The sequence below is a fragment of the Umezawaea sp. genome, from assembly GCF_057122925.1.
Window position 1 is genome coordinate 1 of record NZ_DBNGPQ010000007.1, and the last position, 16,757, is coordinate 16,757.

Below are 16,757 nucleotides of genomic sequence, written 5' to 3' on the forward strand. Positions count from 1 at the left end.
ACGCAAAACGGTGTTGACCTTGATGAACCTCGCCGGGCTGCCCGCGAGCGCGGCAGCGGACCAGGCAGGTCACTCGAAGGTGTCGATGACGGAGGACAACTACTTCGCCCGGAAGATCCTCGACACCGGCGCGGCGGACGTGCTGGACGAGGCGTTCGGCCCGCGGGCGACCGGCTGAGGCCGGAAAGTTTGCGCGGGGTTTCCGTGGGGTACTCGCCGATGTGCTCAAGGAACGAAGAAGCCCCAGGCCGTGTGACCTGGGGCTATCGCTCCCCCTACTGGATTCGAACCAGTAACCCTTCGATTAACAGTCGAATGCTCTGCCATTGAGCTAAGGGGGAATGTTCTGTTGTTCCGCCTGGCCTCTTCGGCCTGACAGGTGAGAACTCTAGCGCATCCGGATCGGGGCTCGCACACACCCCCCTCCGATGCGACAAGATGGGTGCGACCAGGCACGACACGAGAGGAGACCTCGATGAAGGGCATCCTGCTGGGCGCCGCTGTCGGCTACGTGCTGGGTGCGCGGGCCGGACGTGGGCGGTACGACCAGATTGTCCGGACCTACCGGCGGCTCGCCGACCACCCCGCCGTGCAGGGCGCGGCCGGGATCGTTCGGGCCAAGGTCGGGGAGAAGACGGGGTTCGGGCAGCGGTCGCACACGAACGGGCAGGCACCCCGGCGCGAGTCGGTGATCCCGCGGGCCTAGGGCCACGCGGGTCCGCCGGAGGCGATCAGGTGTCGCCTTCGGCGGGAAAGCCGTCAGCGCACGCCCGCGACGGCGAAGACGCGGCGGAACGGGAACCAGGTGGTGCCGTCGGGGCGCGGTGGGTACGCCCGGCGGAGCTCGGGCGCCAGCTCGGCGCGGAACGCGGCCCAGGCCTCGTCGTCGAGCCTAGCGCGGACGGGCCGCAGCGCGGTGCCGGTGATCCACTCCAGAACGGCGTCAGGCCCCTCCAAGCGCTGGAGGTAGGTCGTCTCCCACGCGTCCACCTCGCAGGCGCTCAGGACGTCCGCGTAGCCCGCGGGATCGAGTACCGGCACCTGATCGCGGAGCACGTCGCCCAGCTCGGCCCGCCACGAGGACTCGATCCGTTCGCGGACGAGGGCGTGGGACGGGGCCGCGAAGTTGCCGGGCACCTGCATCGCCAGCCAGGCGCCGGACGGCAGCTGCCCGGCCCAGCGGCGGAGCAGGTCCGGGTGGGTGGGGATCCACTGGAGGACGGCGTTGGTGACGACCACGTCGGTGTCGGGGGCCGGGGTCCACGTCGTGGCGTCGACCACCTGGGCGTCCAGCCCCCTGGCGCGGGCCGCCTCGACCATCTCCGGGGACGAGTCGAAGGCCTCCAGGGCGGCACTTGGCCAGCGGGCCCGGAGGGTCTCCGTGAGGGTGCCGGGACCGCAGCCGAGGTCGACCACGCGGCGGGGTTCGGCGGCCGGAACGCGGGCCAGCAGCTCGTGGAACGGCCTGGAGCGGTGGTCGGCGAAGGCCAGGTACTTCGTGGGGTCCCACACGTGCGCCTCCTCAAGCAGTACGGACGTACTGCAACAGTACGCGCGCACTACTCGGAGGGCTTGAGATTCTTGATCTTGGCCGCCACACCCGCGGCGATGTCGCGGACGGCGGCCAGGTCGGCCTCGGGGTCGGGGCGGACCTGGAGCACGACACCACCGCGGCCGGGGACCTTGCGCTGGAGGTACCAGGCGGCACCGATGTGGTGCTTGCTCTTGAACGACGCGGTGACCCTGGTGTGCACGACCTCGGGCACCTTGCCCGGCTCCTCCAGCACGAACCGCTGCGCGGGCAGGTCGCGCAGCAGCACGGCGTCGCCCGCGGCACCGTCCTCCTCCGCCTCGACCACCGCCAGGGTGTTGCCGCTCCACGTGGCCTTGCTGACCAGGTGCCAGCCGACGCGGCGCGGACCGGGCAGCCACAGGCCGAGCGACGTGGCGACCAGGTACCCGCCGCCGCGGACCGACGCGTGGGCCAGCACGGCCTCCTCGCCCTCCAGGACGCCGGTGAAGTCGGCGGGCAGGCCCTGCTTGAACAGTTTGCGCCACAGGTTGTCGAACAACATCTAGAGGCCTCCAACAGCCTGCTGGCCGAGCGCCTTGTGGTACTCCTCCAGCGCCACCAGGTCGCCGAACAGCGCGCGGTACTCGTCCGGGTCCTGCACCGGCGAGATGCGGTGCAGGCGGGACTTGATCTCGGAGATCTGGCCGAACACGAGGATCTGCTGCAACCGGGCGAGCACGGCGGAGACGTGCCGGAACTCGTCGTTCGCCTTGCACTCCAGCGGTTCCACCGCCAGCTCGGTGAGCACGGACCGGCCGGACTCCTCCTGGCACGCCTGGCTGACGGCCTCGACGAACGCGGGCCCGGAGAGGCCGCAGGAGGCGCCGCCCGCGTCGCGGATGGCGTGGTGCAGCGCGAGGTACACCGGGTGGCTGAAGACCTCGTCGGGCAGGGCGTCGTAGTACGGCCCCGCGAGCTCCGGGACCTGGAGCGCGGACTTCAGGGCCTCGCGCTGGTGCCACAGCCTGGGGTCGCGCTTGTCCGGGCGGCGGGCGGTCTCGACGGGCATCGCCGCCCGGTACGGGTCGACCACGGGCGGCGCGGAGCGGCGCTGCTGCTTGGCGGGCGCCGGGCCGCCGCCCGCGGTCTCCCGGACGCGGCGGACGATCGCGGCCTCGTCGTTCCAGCCGACCCACCAGGCGAGCTTGGTGGCGTAGCCGTCGCGCTTGGCGCGGTCCTTGATCTGCGCGACCAGCGGCACGGTCTTGCGCAGCGCCTCGACCTGGCCGTCGACCGAGTCGAGGTCGTACTCCTTGAGCTGCGTGCGGACCGCGAACTCGATCAGCGGGGTGCGCCGGGCGACGAGGTCGCGGACGGCGACGTCGCCCTTGTCCTGCCTCAGTTCGCACGGGTCCATGCCGTCGGGGGCGACGGCGATGTAGGTCTGCGCGGAGAACTGCTGCTCGCCCTCGAACGCCTTCATGGCGGCCTTCTGGCCCGCCGCGTCGCCGTCGAAGGTGAAGATCACCTCGCCGTTCATGTCGTCGTCGATCAGCAGGCGCCGCAACAGGTTCATGTGGTCGGTGCCGAACGCGGTGCCGCACGACGCCACGGCCGTCGGCACGCCCGCGAGGTGCATGGCCATCACGTCGGTGTAGCCCTCGACCACCACGACCTGGTGCCGCCGCGCGATCTCCTTCTTCGCCAGGTCGAGGCCGAAGAGGACGTGGGACTTCTTGTAGATCGGGCTCTCGCTGGTGTTGAGGTACTTCGCCTGGATCGGGTCGTCGTCGAAGATCCGCCGCGCGCCGAAGCCGACGACGTCGCCGCTGATGTCGCGGATCGGCCACAGCAGCCTGCGGTGGAACCGGTCGATCGGACCCTGGCGGCCCTCCTTGACGAGCTGCGCCTTGAGCAGTTCGTCGAGTTCGAAGCCGCGGCCGAGGAGGTGCTTGGTCAGCTTGTCCCAGCCGCTGGGCGCGAAACCGCAGCCGAACATCGCCGCGGCGGCCTCGTCGAAGCCTCGCTCGGCCAGGAACTCCCGCGCCTTCAGCGCGTCCGGCGAGCGGAGCTGTTCGAGGTAGTAGTCGGCGGCGGCGCGGTGCGCCTCGATCATCCGGGTGCGGGTGCCGCGGTCGCGCTGGACGGCGGAGCCGCCGCCCTCGTAGACCAGCGTGACGCCCACGCGGTCCGCCAGGCGCTCGACCGCCTCGATGAAGCCGAGGTGGTCGACCTTCATGACGAACTTGATCACGTCGCCGCCCTCGCCACAGCCGAAGCAGTGGTAGGTGCCGTGCGACGGCCGGACGTTGAACGACGGCGACTTCTCGTCGTGGAACGGGCACAGGCCCTTCAGCGAGCCGCCGCCCGCGTTGCGCAGCGAGACGTGGTCGCCGACGACCTCGTCGATTCGGCTGCGGTCACGCACCAGCGCGATGTCGCTTTCACGGATGCGTCCTGCCACGTCGTCGAGTCTAGTGCTGGCACACTGGTGCTCGTGACCGCTGCCGACCAGTTGCTGGCGAGGACGTTCACCGAGCACCGCGCGCACCTGATCGGCGTGGCGTACCGGTTGACCAGCAGCGTGGCCGACGCCGAGGACGCGGTGCAGGAGTCGTGGTTCCGCCTGACCGGGTTGTCGGAACAGGCCCGCGCCGACATCCGCGACCTGCGCGGCTGGCTGACGACGGTGGTCGGCCGGATCTGCCTGGACCGGCTGCGGTCGGCGGCCGTGCGGCGCGAGTCCTACGTCGGGTCGTGGCTGCCGGAACCCGTGGTGACGTCGCTCACCTCGACCGGTGACGACCCGCTGGACGTCGTGGTGCGCGACGACGACGTGCGGTTGGCGGCTCTGGTGGTGCTCGACCGGCTCACCCCCGAGCAGCGGGTCGCGTTCGTGCTGCACGACGCGTTCGCGATGCCGTTCGACGAGATCGCCGAAGCGCTGGGCTGCGCGGTGCCGACGGCTCGGCAGCACGCGTCACGGGGTCGCAGGGCGCTGGCCGACGCGGACCCGCCGCCGAGGGTCGCGCTGTCCGAGCAGCGGGTGGTGCTGGAGCGGTTCCTCGCGGCGCTGGCGACGGGTGACGTGCGGGCCGTGCTCGACGTGCTGCACCCGGACGCCGTGGTGGTCGGCGACGGCGGCGGCAAGGTCCGCACGGCGGTCAACCGGATCGTGGGCGCGGACAAGGTGGCGCGCTTCCTGCTCGGCCTGGTCGCCAAGTACCGGATCGACCCCGCGCGGGTGGGGGTCGTGGCGCTGGTGAACGGCGACCTCGGGCTGGCCATCCCGGACTCCCCCGGAGAGGGCACCGGGCTGGTGCTCCCCCGCCGGGTGGACGCCCTGGTGGTGCGCGACGGCCTGGTCGTCGGGATCTACGACGTGGCCAACCCGGACAAGATCGGTCACGTGCCGTTCGGGGCCTGACGGTCGGGGACCCGGCAGGCGTCACCGGAGGTGAAGCCCTGGTCGGTGATGCCGAACGCGGCGTTGGCCCGGCCGCGCTGGTTCTCCACCGCGATCAGGTAGGTCAGCTCGACGACGCCCCTGTGCCCCAGCCGCTCCACCAGCTCGGCCACCTGCTCGTCGGTGACCGCGACCGGGGTGTCGGTCATCGCGTCGGCGTACGCGAGGGCCAGCTTCTCCAGCTCGGTGTACTTCGACGACGTGGGGTAGTCGTGGATCTCGACGAGCCGGTCGGTGTCGAGGCCCTCGTGCTTCTGGAGCATCGTGCCGAAGTCGACGCACCACGAGCAGCCCAGCCGCACGGCCGTCCGGTAGAGGACCAGTTCGCCCAGCGCGGGCGGCAGCGCCCGCGACACGCGCTGCACGCCGAGTTCGTGACCGCTGTTCACGAGCAGCACGCCGCGGTGGTGCGCGAGGACCGCCAGCGGCTCCAGCACCGCCCCGAACCGCTTGCGCGAGTACCGGTAGGCGGCCTTGACCAGCCAGTTCGCGTTCTTCTCCTGCACCGCGGGGATCCTGGGCACGTGTCGCTCCTCGCTCGACGGGGTGGCTTCCACCACCTCGGACGAGGCCGCCACGCCGAACGTGACACCACCGGGTGACTGATGAGACCGGTGGGAAAGCCCTACGGTCCAGCCATGACCATGTCGAAGGGCTTCACCCTCGAGCTCGACCCCGAAGCCGCCGGACTCCTGGCGGGCACGCTGCTGGCGGGCGACTCGTGCGCGGTGCAGGTGCGCCACGGGAAGTCCGGAACGCTGCTGCTGTGCGCGCTGCCCGGCGAACGCGGCCAGGGGATGCGGCTGCACCTGAGGATGCCGGACGCGACTACCGGCTGACGCGGCGCAGGAAGGAGCGCCACCGCGCGGCCGGGAACACGAGCACCGGCCCCGGCGCGTTCTTCGAGTCGCGGACGGCGACGTCGTCCGCGAAGGACACCTCGACGCAGTCGCTGTCCGCGATGCCGCCGCTGCGGCTGCTCTTACGCCAGCTCCGGGTCATCGTCGCCCTCCCGAGGCCGGTCGTACTCGGCCATGTACTCCATCATCAGCGTGCGCGACGCCTGCCGCGGGATCGAGAAGACGGCCAGGCGCTCGAAGATGAGCTGGCTGCGGGCGATGGCCTGCGGCTCGGTGGAGAACGACCTGGTCATCTCGGTCTCGGTGTAGACCAGCGGGACCGTGTCGCGGTACTCGATGAGCTTGCACCCGGCGCTGAGCGCGCCCGCGCCGCCGACGGAGGCGGGCACGATCCGGATGACGCAGCGGGGGCTGGTGGCCTGGAAGATCAGCCGCAGCAGCTGGTCCTCCATCACCTGGTCGCAGCCGACCTTCATCCGCAGCGCGTTCTCGTGGATGTAGAACGTGCAGTACGGCCCCGAGTACGGCCGCAGCATCGCCTGGCGGCCGATCCTGGCCCGCACGGCGGGGGTGATCTCGTCCGGCGCGGTGAGCCCGAGCTGGCTGAGCAGCGCCCGCGCGTAGTCCTCGGTCTGGAGCAGGCCGGGGATGGTCGCGAGGTCGAAGCTGGTGATGGCCTCCGCCGCCGCCTCGGCGAGCGTGAGGGCGCGCAGGTTCTCCGGCAGCCGGTCGCAGCCGGGCCGGGACAGGTAGGGCTCGACCGCCGACTGGTGGCGCACGACGAACCCGTCGATCGCCGTCCGCTCCAGACCGCAGTGGACGAGCAGGCGCAGCAGGTCCAGTTCGCCGATGCGCGCCCGCCCGAGTTCCACCTGCGTGAGCGTGGTCGCGTGCCAGCCGAGCCGGTCGGCCAGCAGGGCGCCGTCCAAGCCCGTCAGGCCCCGCAGCCGCCGCAGCTCCTCGCCCAGTTCCCGACTGGACGCCGTGGAGTCCGTGCTCGTCATGCTGTGACGCTAGGCCGTCTGATCAGCCTTTTCGCCCTTTGGGGCCCGAAACCCCACTATCGAAGGACGACTTGATCACCAGTCAGGATGGATCTACGACCTGGGCGAGGAAGTAGACGGCCCCGGTGCGCGCGTGGCGCACCAGGAACAGGTGCGGGCGGTCGACGCGCACGGTGTGCGGCTCGACGTAACCCTCGAACGCGACCGACCGGAACACCACGGCGGTCGCGGCGGCGCCTTCGAGGCCTTCCTCGTCGACCTTCAGCACGGCCTCGTGGACGACCTCGTCGACCAGCACGCGCGGGTCGGGGGTCAGGCCCGTCAGGTCGCCGTCGGGCTCGAACAGCTTCTCCACGCCCAGCCGGGTGAGCACGGACTTGAGGTTCGCGGACGTGCCGAGGGCCAGCCTGGGCAGGAACAGCTCGACCTGCCGGAACTCCAGGGCCGCGACGAGGGCGTCGAACCGGTCGGGGGCCAGCGCGCCGAGGTCGCCGTCCGGGAGCAGGACGACGGCCTCCACGTCGCCGTGCGCGGGCAGCGACACGGCCTGCCAGCCGTCGACGGCGGCGTGCCGCATCTTCGCCTCGCGGCGCATCGTGGGCACCTCGACGGCGCCGCCGGGGGCGTGGAACGGCAGCGGTGCCGTGTCGGAGAACGTGCCCAGCCAGGCCGTCTTCAGGTACAGGGCGTTGACCAGGGTGGCGACCGTGTCGGTGCCGAGCTGACCCGCGCCGATCAGCTCCGGGATGAGGTCGTGGGTCGTCTCGGCCACGTCCGCGTTGATCAGCTTGCGGGCGGCCTCGGGGTCCGTGGCGAACGGCGCCTGCCTGGACTTGGCCCCCGGCCACGTCGCCAGGCCCTTGGTGAAGCCGGGCTCGACCTCCACGTCCTCCGCGGCCCACAGGGTGTTGGCCACGGCGAAGACCGCCTCGTCGTTCGGCGTGCTCCCCGCGAGCAGGTCGGCGTTGCCCGGCCCCAGCAGCGCGAGGAGCTGGTCGCGGGTCTCGCCCCTGGCCGCCAGGGAGGCCAGGCCGAGCGCGCCTGCCACGGAGTAGGGCGACCAGCAGGCGTTCGCCGTCCGGTCGGCGGCGAGGACGTCGTGCAGGGCCAGGGCGAACGCGAGGTGCTCGGACACGGGACTCCTCAAGGCAGGGGACCCGGTCGAGTCTGCCACCGCGGGGGCCTCAACGCCCCGGTACGAGCTTCCCGTGCCACGACACGGCTTCCGCGTCGGTCAGCAGCGCCACCTGGTCGACCACCACGCGCAGGCGGGCGGCGTCGTCGGACGCGGCGTCCCACGCGGGCACGAAGGCGGGGTCCAGCGCGTCCGGGGCGCGGTCGAGCAGGACGCCGACCAGCTCGGTGACCAGCTCGCGCTGCCGGACCTGCATGGTGAGCCGCACGGGGTCCGACATCACGTACCGGACGGCCACCGCCTTGAGCAGCGCGACCTCCGCGGCGACGAGCCGGGGCACGGCCAGGTCGGCGGTGTAGCGGGTGAGCGGGCCGTCGCCGTGCCGCTCGCGGGTCGCCGTGACCGCGGCCGAGGCGAACCGGCCGACGAGTTCGCTGGTCAGGCGCTTCAGCGCCACCTGCGCGCCCAGCGACCCGTCGTACTCGGCGCGCGCCAGCTCGGCGATGACCGGCAGCCGGAGGAGTTCGCGGGCGGCCTCCTCCAGCTGCGACACCGGCTCGGTGGAGAAGTGCTTCGCGGCCAGCTCGGCGACGGCCGCGCGCTCGGAGGGGTCGGTCAGCGCGGTCATGCTGATGCGGTGGGCGAGCACGCCGTCCTCGACGTCGTGCACCGAGTAGGCGACGTCGTCGGCCCAGTCCATGACCTGGGTCTCCATCGGCTGACGGCGGTCCGGGGCGCCGTCGCGGACCCACTCGAACACGTCGAGGTCGTCGGGGTAGACGCCGAACTTGTGCACGCCCGGCGTGTGCGGCCACGGGTACTTGGTGGAGGCGTCCAGGCAGGCGCGGGTGAGGTTGAGCCCGCGGGCCGTCTTGGGTTCCAGCCGGGTCAGGATGCGCAGCGTCTGGGCGTTGCCCTCGAAGCCGCCGCACGGGCCCGCGAGGGCGTGCAGGGCCCGCTCCCCGTTGTGGCCGAACGGCGGGTGGCCGATGTCGTGGGCGAGACCGGCGGTGTCGACGACGTCCGGGTCGCAGCCCAGCGCCTCGCCGATGCCGCGGCCGATCTGGGCGACCTCCAGCGAGTGCGTCAGGCGCGTGCGCGGCACGCCGGAGCCCTCCCCCGGCCCGACGACCTGGGTCTTGCCCGCGAGGCGGCGCAGCGCGGCCGAGTGCAGGACGCGGGCGCGGTCCCTCGCGTACGGGGTGCGGTGCTCGCCGAACCCACCCGTCAGCGACGCGCCCTTCGGCCCCTCCTCCAGCAGCCTGGCGGCGTCGTGCTCGGTGTAGCGCTGGCTCATCCGGTCAGGGTAGCCACGGGCTCAGAGGGTGATGCCGTCGAACGCGCCCGCCGGGGCCCTCATCAGGTGGTAGTACAGCAGCGCGGCGGTCTCGCGGCGGATGTAGAACACCTGCGTCTCCCTGGTCTGCACGTTCGGGCCGCTGCGCGTGGGCGACGGCCAGGCGTCCAGGCCCTCGTCCTCGGCCATCGTGCGGGCGCGCAGGGAGTGCCACGGGTCGCTGACGATGACGGCGGTCTCGAGGCCGCGTTCACGGGCGGCGACGCCGAGCGCCTGGATGCTGCCCAGCGTGTCGTTGCCCTCGCCGACCTCGACGATCCGGTCCTCGGGCACCTCGTGGTCGACCAGCCAGAGCTTGCCCGCCTGGCCCTCGGTGAAGTTGTCCCCGGTCTGGCGACCGCCGGTGGTGACGATGTACTCGACGACGCCCTGCTCGTAGAGCTTGCGGGCGTGCTCCAGGCGGGCCTCCAGCACCTCGGAGGGGACGCCGTTGTACTGGGCGGCTCCGAGGACGACGGCCATGTCCGCGTGCGTGCGGTCGTCGTCCCTGGCCACCTGCCAGACCCGGAAGGCGGTACCGCCCACGACGAGTGCGCTGATCACCAGTCCCCCGAGGACCGTGCGCAGCACCAACCGCATGATTCTGGCCAGAGGAGTGAGGGACACGCCCTCATAGTTGCAGAATCAGGGCCTGCCGTGTTCCCCGGCCAGCCGCACGGCCTCCGCCCTCGTGCGCGCCCCCCGTCTCGCCGGTGGCGGACGACCGGTGGTCGCGCACCGCGCCGTCGGACGGGTGCGGGGTCCCGGCCAGGTCGGACACCTGCCGGGCATCCGCGCGTCGGGCAGCGCCACGCCACGGAGAACCACCAGCCCGGACGAGCCGAGGCCGATCCCGGAGACCACCGCCGGACCGACCGCGGTGAGGGCGGGGCTCGCCGCCGACCGCGTCCGGACGGGCTTGTCCACCCGGACCGGGTACGGCAGCCCGGAGAGCACCACCGCGGTGCGGAGCGCGGCTGTTCGCGCCGCGCCGCGACCGCGGCTCCGCGCGGGCGTCCGGGGAGGGGTCGGGGGTCACGACCTCGGCGCGACGGGTGTCGTGGCCGGCAGGATCGCCGCCATGCCCGCACCTGAACCCACCATCCTGGCCACGTCCGGCGGTTACCGCGCCGGCCACCGCACCGACATGGAGTTCGGCAAGCTGCTGCACTTCGCCGTCGAGCTGTCCGGCGTGGACGGACGGCGACCGTCCGTCTGCCACGTCGGCACCGCGAACGGCGACCAGCGCGCGGGCAACGCCCGCATCTCCGAGGCCGGGCGGCTCGTCGGCTGGGACGTCTCGCACCTGAACCTGTTCACCATGCCGCCGACCGACGACCTGCGGAGCTTCGTGCTCTCCCACGACGTGGTGTGGGTGGGCGGCGGCTCGGTGGCGAACCTGCTCGCCGTGTGGCGGGTGCACGGGCTAGGCGACGTGCTGCGCGAGGCGTGGCAGGCGGGGGTCGTGCTCAGCGGTGTGTCCGCCGGGTCCATCTGCTGGCACGTCGGCGGCACCACCGACTCGTTCGGGCCGGAGCTGAGGGTCGTCACCAACGGGCTCGCGCTGCTCCCCTACGGCAACGGCGTGCACTACGACTCCGAGAAGACCCGCCGCCCCGCCGTGCACGCCGCCGTGGCGTCCGGCGAGCTGCCGGTCACGTACTGCACCGACGACGGCGCCGGATTGCTCTACCGGGGTACCGAACTGGTCCAAGTGGTGTCCGAAATCTCCCACGGTGGCGGTTACGTAGTGCAACGAGATGAGTCTTCAGGAACCGCACAGGAGGAAAAGCTCGACATCAGGCGGTTGTAGAGCGTTCAGTTAATGACTGTGGGTGAGCGTGCGCGACGGATCGGACTCCTCGGGGTGATCGCCTTGATGATGGCGATCACCTCCTCCGCGTTCCTCGCGCACGACACCGGCCCGCCCGGCGCCGACGCCCCCGAGGCCGCGGCGGACGCCAGGGCCTACGCGGCCCCGCCCGCGGCCGGGAGCACGCCCCCGCCAGCCTCGTCGGAGCCTCCCGCGGCCCGCGTCGACTTCGGCGCCGGACTGGCGGCCGCGGAGGCGGCGGCGGGCGACTCGGTGGACCTCGGCGTCGCGGTCATGGACCTGCGGACCGGCGACCTGTTCGGCAGCGGTGGCGAGAAGCAGTACTACTCCGCGTCCCTGAGCAAGCTGCTGCTCGTCGTCGACGTGCTCGCCCGCCGCGCGGCGGGGGAACTGGAGCTGTCCGACGACGGCCTCGGCCTGGTCGAGCGGGCGCTGAGCTACAGCGACGACGGCGCGATGGACGCGATGTGGACCCTGTTCGACGGGATGGGCGCGGTGGAGCGGGTCGCCCAGCGCGCGGGCATGACCGGCACGCACCCGCCGGACGACCCGTCGCAGTGGGGCGAGGTCGTCGTGACGGCGGACGACATGGTGCGGCTCTACCACCACGTCCTGGGCGGCGGGCTGGGCGCGGCGGACCGCGACCTGGTCGTGGACGCGCTGGCCGCGGCCCGGCAGGAGGCGGCCGACGGGTTCGACCAGTTCTTCGGGCTGCTCGACGGCGCGGCGCGCGGCGACCGCACCGCGTACGCCAAGCAGGGCTGGATGCACTACCTGCCGAACGACGTCTACCTGCACAGCGCGGGCGTCGTGGAGGGCCGGTACGCCATCGCCGTGCTGACCGTCCACTCGGGAGTGTCCACGGACACCGCGCGGAGCAGGGTCGCCGACGTCGTCAGCGCCGTCCTCACCCCGCTGCCCACCACCTAGGGAACCGCTCCGGGACAGGAGGAAGGCCACCCCGCCGCCGAGGTGGCCTTCTCCTACCGCGTACTGCTACGCGGGAGCTACTCCTTGCAGGTCTTGCCCTTGTTGATGCAGTTGACCAGGCGGTTCATGATCTTCTGCGACATCACGTTCGCGAAGTCGTCGTGGTCGCTGACCGGGTTGTGGTCCTCGTTCGGGAACGAGTCGACCTTGTACTGGCCCTTCACCTGGATGTCCCTCGGGATGTCGTAGGTGAGGGTGGTGCGCAGCTGCGGCACGGCCTTGAAGCCCTGCGGGCACTTGCCGGTCGCCGCGTCCGGGAACACGATGTGCGTGCGGTGGTTCGCGGAGTCGGTGTTCTTGCCGTCCCAGCAGCTCGGGAAGTCGTGGATCCGCTTGACCTTCGCACCCTCGGGGCAGATCGGGTACTTGGCGAGCTGGACCTTGTCCTCGAAGCCCTCGCAGGTCCAGGAGTCGCGGGCGTTCTTGGTGCCGTTGACGGAGATCTTCGCGTCGCCGTAGAGGATCTTGAGGAACTTGGGCATCGCGGTGACCTTGCCGACCGGGCTGCCGCGGAAGGTCAGCTCGGCGCTCAGCGGGCGCTGGATCTCGCCGTCGTTGCCGGGGAGCTCGTTGTTCTCGTCGGGCTCGTCACCGGGGTTGGCCTCCACCGGCGGCTTGTCGCCGTTCTCGGAACCGTCACCGATGGGCGAGGGCTGGCCGGGGGCCTGCACCGAGCAGCGCGAGAGGGCACCGAAGTCGATCGGCTGGCGGCCGTCGCGGCCGAGCGCGATGGTCATCCGGTCGAGGATGGCCTTCCGCTTCTCCAGCAACGGGTTCACGACCTCGGCGTCGACCTGGCGCGCGGTCTCGAGCTTCTTCTCGGCCTCCTCGGTGACCTGGTCGACCTCTCCGAGGGCCTGGTCCACCTGGGGCTGGAGCTCGTCCGGCACCTCGTCGAGCTTGCTGGCGACGTCGGGGCAGACCAGGCGCGGCTTGCCCTTCTTCCTGGCGTTGGCGTCGGCGGCGGCCTGCTGCTCCTGCTCCTGCTGGGCGGCGACGTCGACCTCGTTCTCCTCCTCCTCGTCCGCGGTGTCGATGCGGATGACGGGCCAGAAGTAGGTCGACTTGTCACCGTTCTTGCAGGTGGTGCCCGCCGCCTGGAGGCTCTCGTTGGTCGAGTTCGCGTTCGTCGACAGGTTGCCGACGTAGTCGTGGAGGTGCTCGGCACCGTTCTCGACACCGGGCGCGGCGATGAAGTTGTCGCCGTTGAAGTGCTCGTTCTCGTTCACGCCGCAGTCGACCGTGAAGGTGCCCTTCGACGCGTTGCCCTGCTTCTTCACGGGCTTCACGTTGGGCTGGACCGTCGTGATGTCGACGAAGTTGGAGATGTCGGCGCCGTCGGCGGAAGCCTGGTCGCCACTGGTGGCCGACACCACGACCACGGCCCCAGCCGCGATTGCCACGGCAGCGCCGAGCGAGGCGATCTTGGTTCTGCGGGAGATTTGGTGCCGCCCACCGGTCCGGGTCATTCGATGCTCACCTCTGTCGTCGGGGTGCTTCCGAAGCGGCGTGTGAGGCCGACTCACTGGGGCATACGCACGGTTGACGTGACGCCCCTCAACCGTGCCCGCCTCGTTACCAATCCGTTACATCAACACCACTGGTAGCAGAGGTCTGAAATATCACCCAACGCATACCGCAGGCTGAATCAGTCCCATGGGAGACCCCCGCCAGTCACGGCGACACCACCTGTGAGATATCTTCGCCCCCATGCCCAGTGATCTTCAGGAACCCCAGGAGCAACTGCGCCGGATCGGCGGACTCGTCCGCGACTCGCGCAAGCACCGCGGTTGGACCCAGTCGCAACTCGCCGACGCGCTCGGCACCAGCCAGAGCGCGATCAACAGGATCGAGCAGGGCAACCAGAACCTGACCGTCGAGATGCTCACCAGGATCAGCGAGGCGCTCGACTCGGAGATCGTGTCGCTGGGGCGCACGGGCCCCGTGCACCTGCGCGTCGAGGGCGGCCACCAGCTCTCCGGCGAGATCAACGTGAAGACGAGCAAGAACGCGGGCGTGGCGCTGCTGTGCGCGTCGCTGCTCAACGAGGGCCGCACGATCCTGCGCAAGGTCGCCAGGATCGAGGAGGTCAACCGGATCCTGGAGGTGCTCGCCAGCATCGGCGTGAAGACCCGCTGGCTGAACGAGGCCAACGACCTGGAGGTCGTCCCGCCCGCCCGCCTCGACCTGGCCAACATGGACGTCGAGGCGGCGCGGCGCACCCGCAGCATCATCATGTTCCTCGGTCCGCTGATGCACCACGAGACCACGTTCGAACTGCCCTACGCGGGCGGCTGCGCGCTGGGCACCCGCACGGTCGAGCCGCACATGACCGCGTTGCGCCCCTTCGGCCTGGAGGTCAAGGCGACCGCGGGCAGCTACCACGCGGAGGTCGGCGACACCGGCGGCCCGCACCGGCCGATCGTGCTGACCGAACGCGGCGACACCGTCACCGAGAACGCCCTCATGGCCGCCGCGCGCCGCGACGGCGTGACGGTGATCCGCAACGCCAGCCCCAACTACATGGTCCAGGACCTGTGCTTCTTCCTGGTGGAGCTGGGGGTGCGGATCGACGGCATCGGCACGACCACGCTGACCGTGCACGGCGTGCCGAAGCTGCGGCGCGACGTCGACTACTCGCCGTCGGAGGACCCGATCGAGGCCATGAGCCTCGTGACGGCCGCGATCGTGACGTCGTCGGAGATCACCGTCCGCCGCGTGCCGATCGAGTTCATGGAGATCGAACTGGCGCTGCTGGAGGAGATGGGCCTGGTCTACGACCGGGGCGAGGAGTACCCGGCGGCCAACGGGCGGACGCGGCTCGTCGACCTGGTGGTGCGGCCGTCCGTCCTGCACGCGCCGGTCGACAAGATCCACCCGATGCCGTTCCCCGGCCTGAACATCGACAACCTGCCGTTCTTCGCGCTCATCGCGGCCGTCGCGCAGGGGTCGACGCTGATCCACGACTGGGTCTACGAGAACCGGGCGCTGTACTTCACCGAGCTGACGAAGCTGGGCGCGAAGGTGACGCTGATGGACCCGCACCGCGTGTACGTGGAGGGGCCGACGCACTGGTCGGGGGCCGAGGTGATCTGCCCGCCCGCGCTGCGGCCCGCCGTCGTGGTGCTGCTGGCGATGCTGGCCGCCAAGGGGAACTCGGTGCTGCGCAACGTCTACGTGATCAACCGGGGCTACGAGCAGCTCGCCGAGCGGCTGAACCTGCTCGGCGCGCGCATCCACTCGTTCCGGGACAACTGACCGGTGGGGGCGGTGCTCTCCGCACCGCCCCCGTCCGTCAGCAGCCGACGAGCCGCGCGGCCAGGTAGCCCTCCAGCTGGTCTATGGCGACGCGCTCCTGCGACATCGTGTCCCGCTCCCGCACCGTGACGGCGTGGTCGGTCAGGGTGTCGAAGTCGACGGTCACGCAGAACGGCGTGCCGATCTCGTCCTGCCGCCGGTAGCGGCGGCCGATCGCGCCCGCGTCGTCGAAGTCCACGTTCCAGTTGCGCCGCAACGCCGACGCGAGGTCGCGCGCCTTCGGCGAGAGGTCCGCGTTGCGCGACAGCGGGAGCACCGCCGCCTTCACCGGCGCGAGCCTCCGGTCGAGCTTCAGCACGACCCTGCGGTCCACACCGCCCTTGGCGTTGGGGGCCTCGTCCTCGTGGTAGGCCTCCAGCAGGAACGCCATCATCGGACGGCCGACGCCCGCCGCGGGCTCGATCACGAACGGCCGGTAGCGCGAGTTCGTGGCCTGGTCGAAGTAGGACAGGTCCACACCGGAGTGGTTGGAGTGGGTGGTGAGGTCGAAGTCGCCGCGGTTCGCGATGCCCTCCAGCTCACCCCACTCCTGGCCGCCGAACCGGAAGCGGTACTCGATGTCCACCGTCCGCTTCGAGTAGTGCGACAGCTTCTCCTTCGGGTGCTCGTAGTGCCGCAGGTTCTCCTTGGACAGCCCCAGGTCCGTGTACCAGCGCGCGCGCTCGTCGATCCAGTACTGGTGCCACTCCTCGTCCGTGCCGGGCTCGACGAAGAACTCCATCTCCATCTGCTCGAACTCGCGGGTGCGGAAGATGAAGTTGCCGGGCGTGATCTCGTTGCGGAACGACTTGCCGATCTGGCCGATGCCGAACGGCGGCTTCTTGCGCGCGGCGCCCATCACGTTGGCGAAGTTGACGAAGATGCCCTGCGCGGTCTCCGGGCGCAGGTAGTGCAGGCCCGACTCGTCCTCGACCGGGCCGAGGTAGGTCTTGAGCATCATGTTGAAGTCGCGCGGCTCGGTCCACGCGCCCTTCGTGCCGCAGTTCGGGCAGGAGATGTCAGCCAGGCCGTTCTCTGGCAGGCGGCCCTTCTTCTCCTCGTAGGCCTCTTCGAGGTGGTCGGCGCGGAACCGCTTGTGGCAGCTCTGGCACTCGGTCAGCGGGTCGGTGAAGACGCCGACGTGACCGGAGGCGACCCAGGTCTGCCGCGGCAGGATCACCGACGAGTCGAGGCCCACGATGTCGTCCCGGTTCTGGACGACCGTGCGCCACCACTGCTTCTTGATGTTCTCCTTGAGCTCGACCCCCAGCGGCCCGTAGTCCCAGGCCGAGCGGGTGCCGCCGTAGATCTCCCCGGACGGG

At 71.1% G+C, this 16,757-nt stretch carries 17 protein-coding genes and 1 tRNA gene; 6 read left to right on the forward strand and 12 right to left on the reverse strand.

Annotated elements, in window-relative coordinates; all coding sequences use genetic code 11:
- Positions 1 to 269 precede the first annotated feature (269 nt).
- Positions 270 to 341 (reverse strand) — tRNA-Asn (locus tag AC156L_RS00590).
- Between the two features lie 134 nt (positions 342 to 475).
- Between AC156L_RS00590 and AC156L_RS00595 the strand changes: the two genes are divergently transcribed.
- On the forward strand, positions 476 to 706 hold the full coding sequence (locus tag AC156L_RS00595) for a hypothetical protein (protein WP_330879497.1): 231 nt from the start codon (positions 476 to 478) through the stop codon (positions 704 to 706).
- Between the two features lie 53 nt (positions 707 to 759).
- On the opposite strand, the gene AC156L_RS00600 is transcribed toward AC156L_RS00595, so the two are convergent.
- From AC156L_RS00600 to dnaG, 3 genes are read right to left on the reverse strand one after another with little or no spacing between them, the layout of a single operon-like run.
- Positions 760 to 1,512 (reverse strand): trans-aconitate 2-methyltransferase, encoded by a 753-nt coding sequence (locus AC156L_RS00600; RefSeq protein WP_330879496.1) that lies wholly within the window; start codon positions 1,510 to 1,512, stop codon positions 760 to 762.
- A 47-nt stretch (positions 1,513 to 1,559) separates the two neighbouring features.
- Entirely contained in the window at positions 1,560 to 2,075 is a 516-nt protein-coding gene (locus AC156L_RS00605; protein ID WP_330879495.1) for a hypothetical protein, read from the reverse strand.
- Positions 2,076 to 3,977, reverse strand: coding sequence for a DNA primase (dnaG, locus tag AC156L_RS00610; protein WP_330879494.1), 1,902 nt, complete (start codon positions 3,975 to 3,977; stop codon positions 2,076 to 2,078). It lies immediately after the preceding gene.
- Positions 3,978 to 4,010: 33 nt separating this feature from the next.
- Between dnaG and sigJ the strand changes: the two genes are divergently transcribed.
- Positions 4,011 to 4,940, forward strand: a complete 930-nt coding sequence (gene sigJ, locus AC156L_RS00615; protein ID WP_330879493.1) for an RNA polymerase sigma factor SigJ — start codon at positions 4,011 to 4,013, stop codon at positions 4,938 to 4,940.
- Here sigJ and AC156L_RS00620 read toward each other — a convergent pair.
- Positions 4,919 to 5,503, reverse strand: a complete 585-nt coding sequence (locus AC156L_RS00620; RefSeq protein ID WP_330879492.1) for a carboxymuconolactone decarboxylase family protein — start codon at positions 5,501 to 5,503, stop codon at positions 4,919 to 4,921. The genes sigJ and AC156L_RS00620 overlap by 22 nt on opposite strands.
- 114 nt (positions 5,504 to 5,617) lie before the next feature.
- Here AC156L_RS00620 and AC156L_RS00625 point away from each other — a divergent pair, with 114 nt between their 5' ends.
- A complete protein-coding gene (locus tag AC156L_RS00625; RefSeq protein ID WP_330879491.1) occupies positions 5,618 to 5,818 on the forward strand; it encodes a hypothetical protein in 201 nt (66 codons plus the stop codon).
- On the opposite strand, the gene AC156L_RS00630 is transcribed toward AC156L_RS00625, so the two are convergent.
- The 5 genes from AC156L_RS00630 to AC156L_RS00650 form a co-directional block, all read right to left on the reverse strand.
- Entirely contained in the window at positions 5,808 to 5,981 is a 174-nt protein-coding gene (locus AC156L_RS00630; RefSeq protein ID WP_330879490.1) for a DUF397 domain-containing protein, read from the reverse strand. The genes AC156L_RS00625 and AC156L_RS00630 overlap by 11 nt on opposite strands.
- Positions 5,962 to 6,843, reverse strand: coding sequence for a helix-turn-helix domain-containing protein (locus tag AC156L_RS00635; protein ID WP_330879489.1), 882 nt, complete (start codon positions 6,841 to 6,843; stop codon positions 5,962 to 5,964). Before AC156L_RS00635 ends, AC156L_RS00630 begins: the two co-directional genes overlap by 20 nt.
- Before the next feature lie 82 nt (positions 6,844 to 6,925).
- Positions 6,926 to 7,978, reverse strand: coding sequence for a serpin family protein (locus AC156L_RS00640; RefSeq protein WP_330879488.1), 1,053 nt, complete (start codon positions 7,976 to 7,978; stop codon positions 6,926 to 6,928).
- Between the two features lie 49 nt (positions 7,979 to 8,027).
- Positions 8,028 to 9,275, reverse strand: coding sequence for a deoxyguanosinetriphosphate triphosphohydrolase (locus AC156L_RS00645; protein ID WP_330879487.1), 1,248 nt, complete (start codon positions 9,273 to 9,275; stop codon positions 8,028 to 8,030).
- Between the two features lie 21 nt (positions 9,276 to 9,296).
- Positions 9,297 to 9,914, reverse strand: coding sequence for a YdcF family protein (locus AC156L_RS00650; RefSeq protein ID WP_330879498.1), 618 nt, complete (start codon positions 9,912 to 9,914; stop codon positions 9,297 to 9,299).
- A gap of 127 nt (positions 9,915 to 10,041) precedes the next feature.
- Between AC156L_RS00650 and AC156L_RS00655 the strand changes: the two genes are divergently transcribed.
- Together AC156L_RS00655 and AC156L_RS00660 are read left to right on the forward strand one after the other, a co-directional pair.
- The gene (locus tag AC156L_RS00655) at positions 10,042 to 11,127 is read left to right on the forward strand and encodes a Type 1 glutamine amidotransferase-like domain-containing protein (RefSeq protein ID WP_330879486.1); all 1,086 of its coding nucleotides are present in this window, start codon (positions 10,042 to 10,044) and stop codon (positions 11,125 to 11,127) included.
- A gap of 54 nt (positions 11,128 to 11,181) precedes the next feature.
- Complete coding sequence (locus AC156L_RS00660; RefSeq protein WP_330879485.1) at positions 11,182 to 12,078, forward strand: serine hydrolase; 897 nt, start codon at positions 11,182 to 11,184, stop codon at positions 12,076 to 12,078.
- 77 nt (positions 12,079 to 12,155) lie between these two features.
- Here AC156L_RS00660 and AC156L_RS00665 read toward each other — a convergent pair whose 3' ends face one another.
- Positions 12,156 to 13,607: a DUF1996 domain-containing protein gene (locus tag AC156L_RS00665; protein WP_330879484.1), complete on the reverse strand. Its 1,452-nt coding sequence runs from the start codon at positions 13,605 to 13,607 to the stop codon at positions 12,156 to 12,158.
- Between the two features lie 241 nt (positions 13,608 to 13,848).
- On the opposite strand from AC156L_RS00665, the gene AC156L_RS00670 reads away from it, so the two are divergent.
- Positions 13,849 to 15,396, forward strand: coding sequence for a helix-turn-helix domain-containing protein (locus tag AC156L_RS00670; RefSeq protein ID WP_330879483.1), 1,548 nt, complete (start codon positions 13,849 to 13,851; stop codon positions 15,394 to 15,396).
- Between the two features lie 37 nt (positions 15,397 to 15,433).
- On the opposite strand, the gene AC156L_RS00675 is transcribed toward AC156L_RS00670, so the two are convergent.
- A partial coding sequence (locus AC156L_RS00675) for a glycine--tRNA ligase (RefSeq protein ID WP_484406505.1) occupies positions 15,434 to 16,757 on the reverse strand: 1,324 nt, incomplete at its 5' end.

What these genes read in the sequence shown, in the direction of transcription:
- AC156L_RS00630 (WP_330879490.1), bottom strand. Translation starts at nt 5,981, where the DNA reads ATGACCCGGAGCTGGCGTAAGAGCAGCCGCAGCGGCGGCATCGCGGAC.
- AC156L_RS00635 (WP_330879489.1), bottom strand. Translation starts at nt 6,843, where the DNA reads ATGACGAGCACGGACTCCACGGCGTCCAGTCGGGAACTGGGCGAGGAG.
- AC156L_RS00605 (WP_330879495.1), bottom strand. Translation starts at nt 2,075, where the DNA reads ATGTTGTTCGACAACCTGTGGCGCAAACTGTTCAAGCAGGGCCTGCCC.
- AC156L_RS00625 (WP_330879491.1), top strand. Translation starts at nt 5,618, where the DNA reads ATGACCATGTCGAAGGGCTTCACCCTCGAGCTCGACCCCGAAGCCGCC.
- AC156L_RS00650 (WP_330879498.1), bottom strand. Translation starts at nt 9,914, where the DNA reads ATGCGGTTGGTGCTGCGCACGGTCCTCGGGGGACTGGTGATCAGCGCA.
- AC156L_RS00670 (WP_330879483.1), top strand. Translation starts at nt 13,849, where the DNA reads ATGCCCAGTGATCTTCAGGAACCCCAGGAGCAACTGCGCCGGATCGGC.
- AC156L_RS00665 (WP_330879484.1), bottom strand. Translation starts at nt 13,607, where the DNA reads ATGACCCGGACCGGTGGGCGGCACCAAATCTCCCGCAGAACCAAGATC.
- AC156L_RS00595 (WP_330879497.1), top strand. Translation starts at nt 476, where the DNA reads ATGAAGGGCATCCTGCTGGGCGCCGCTGTCGGCTACGTGCTGGGTGCG.
- AC156L_RS00645 (WP_330879487.1), bottom strand. Translation starts at nt 9,275, where the DNA reads ATGAGCCAGCGCTACACCGAGCACGACGCCGCCAGGCTGCTGGAGGAG.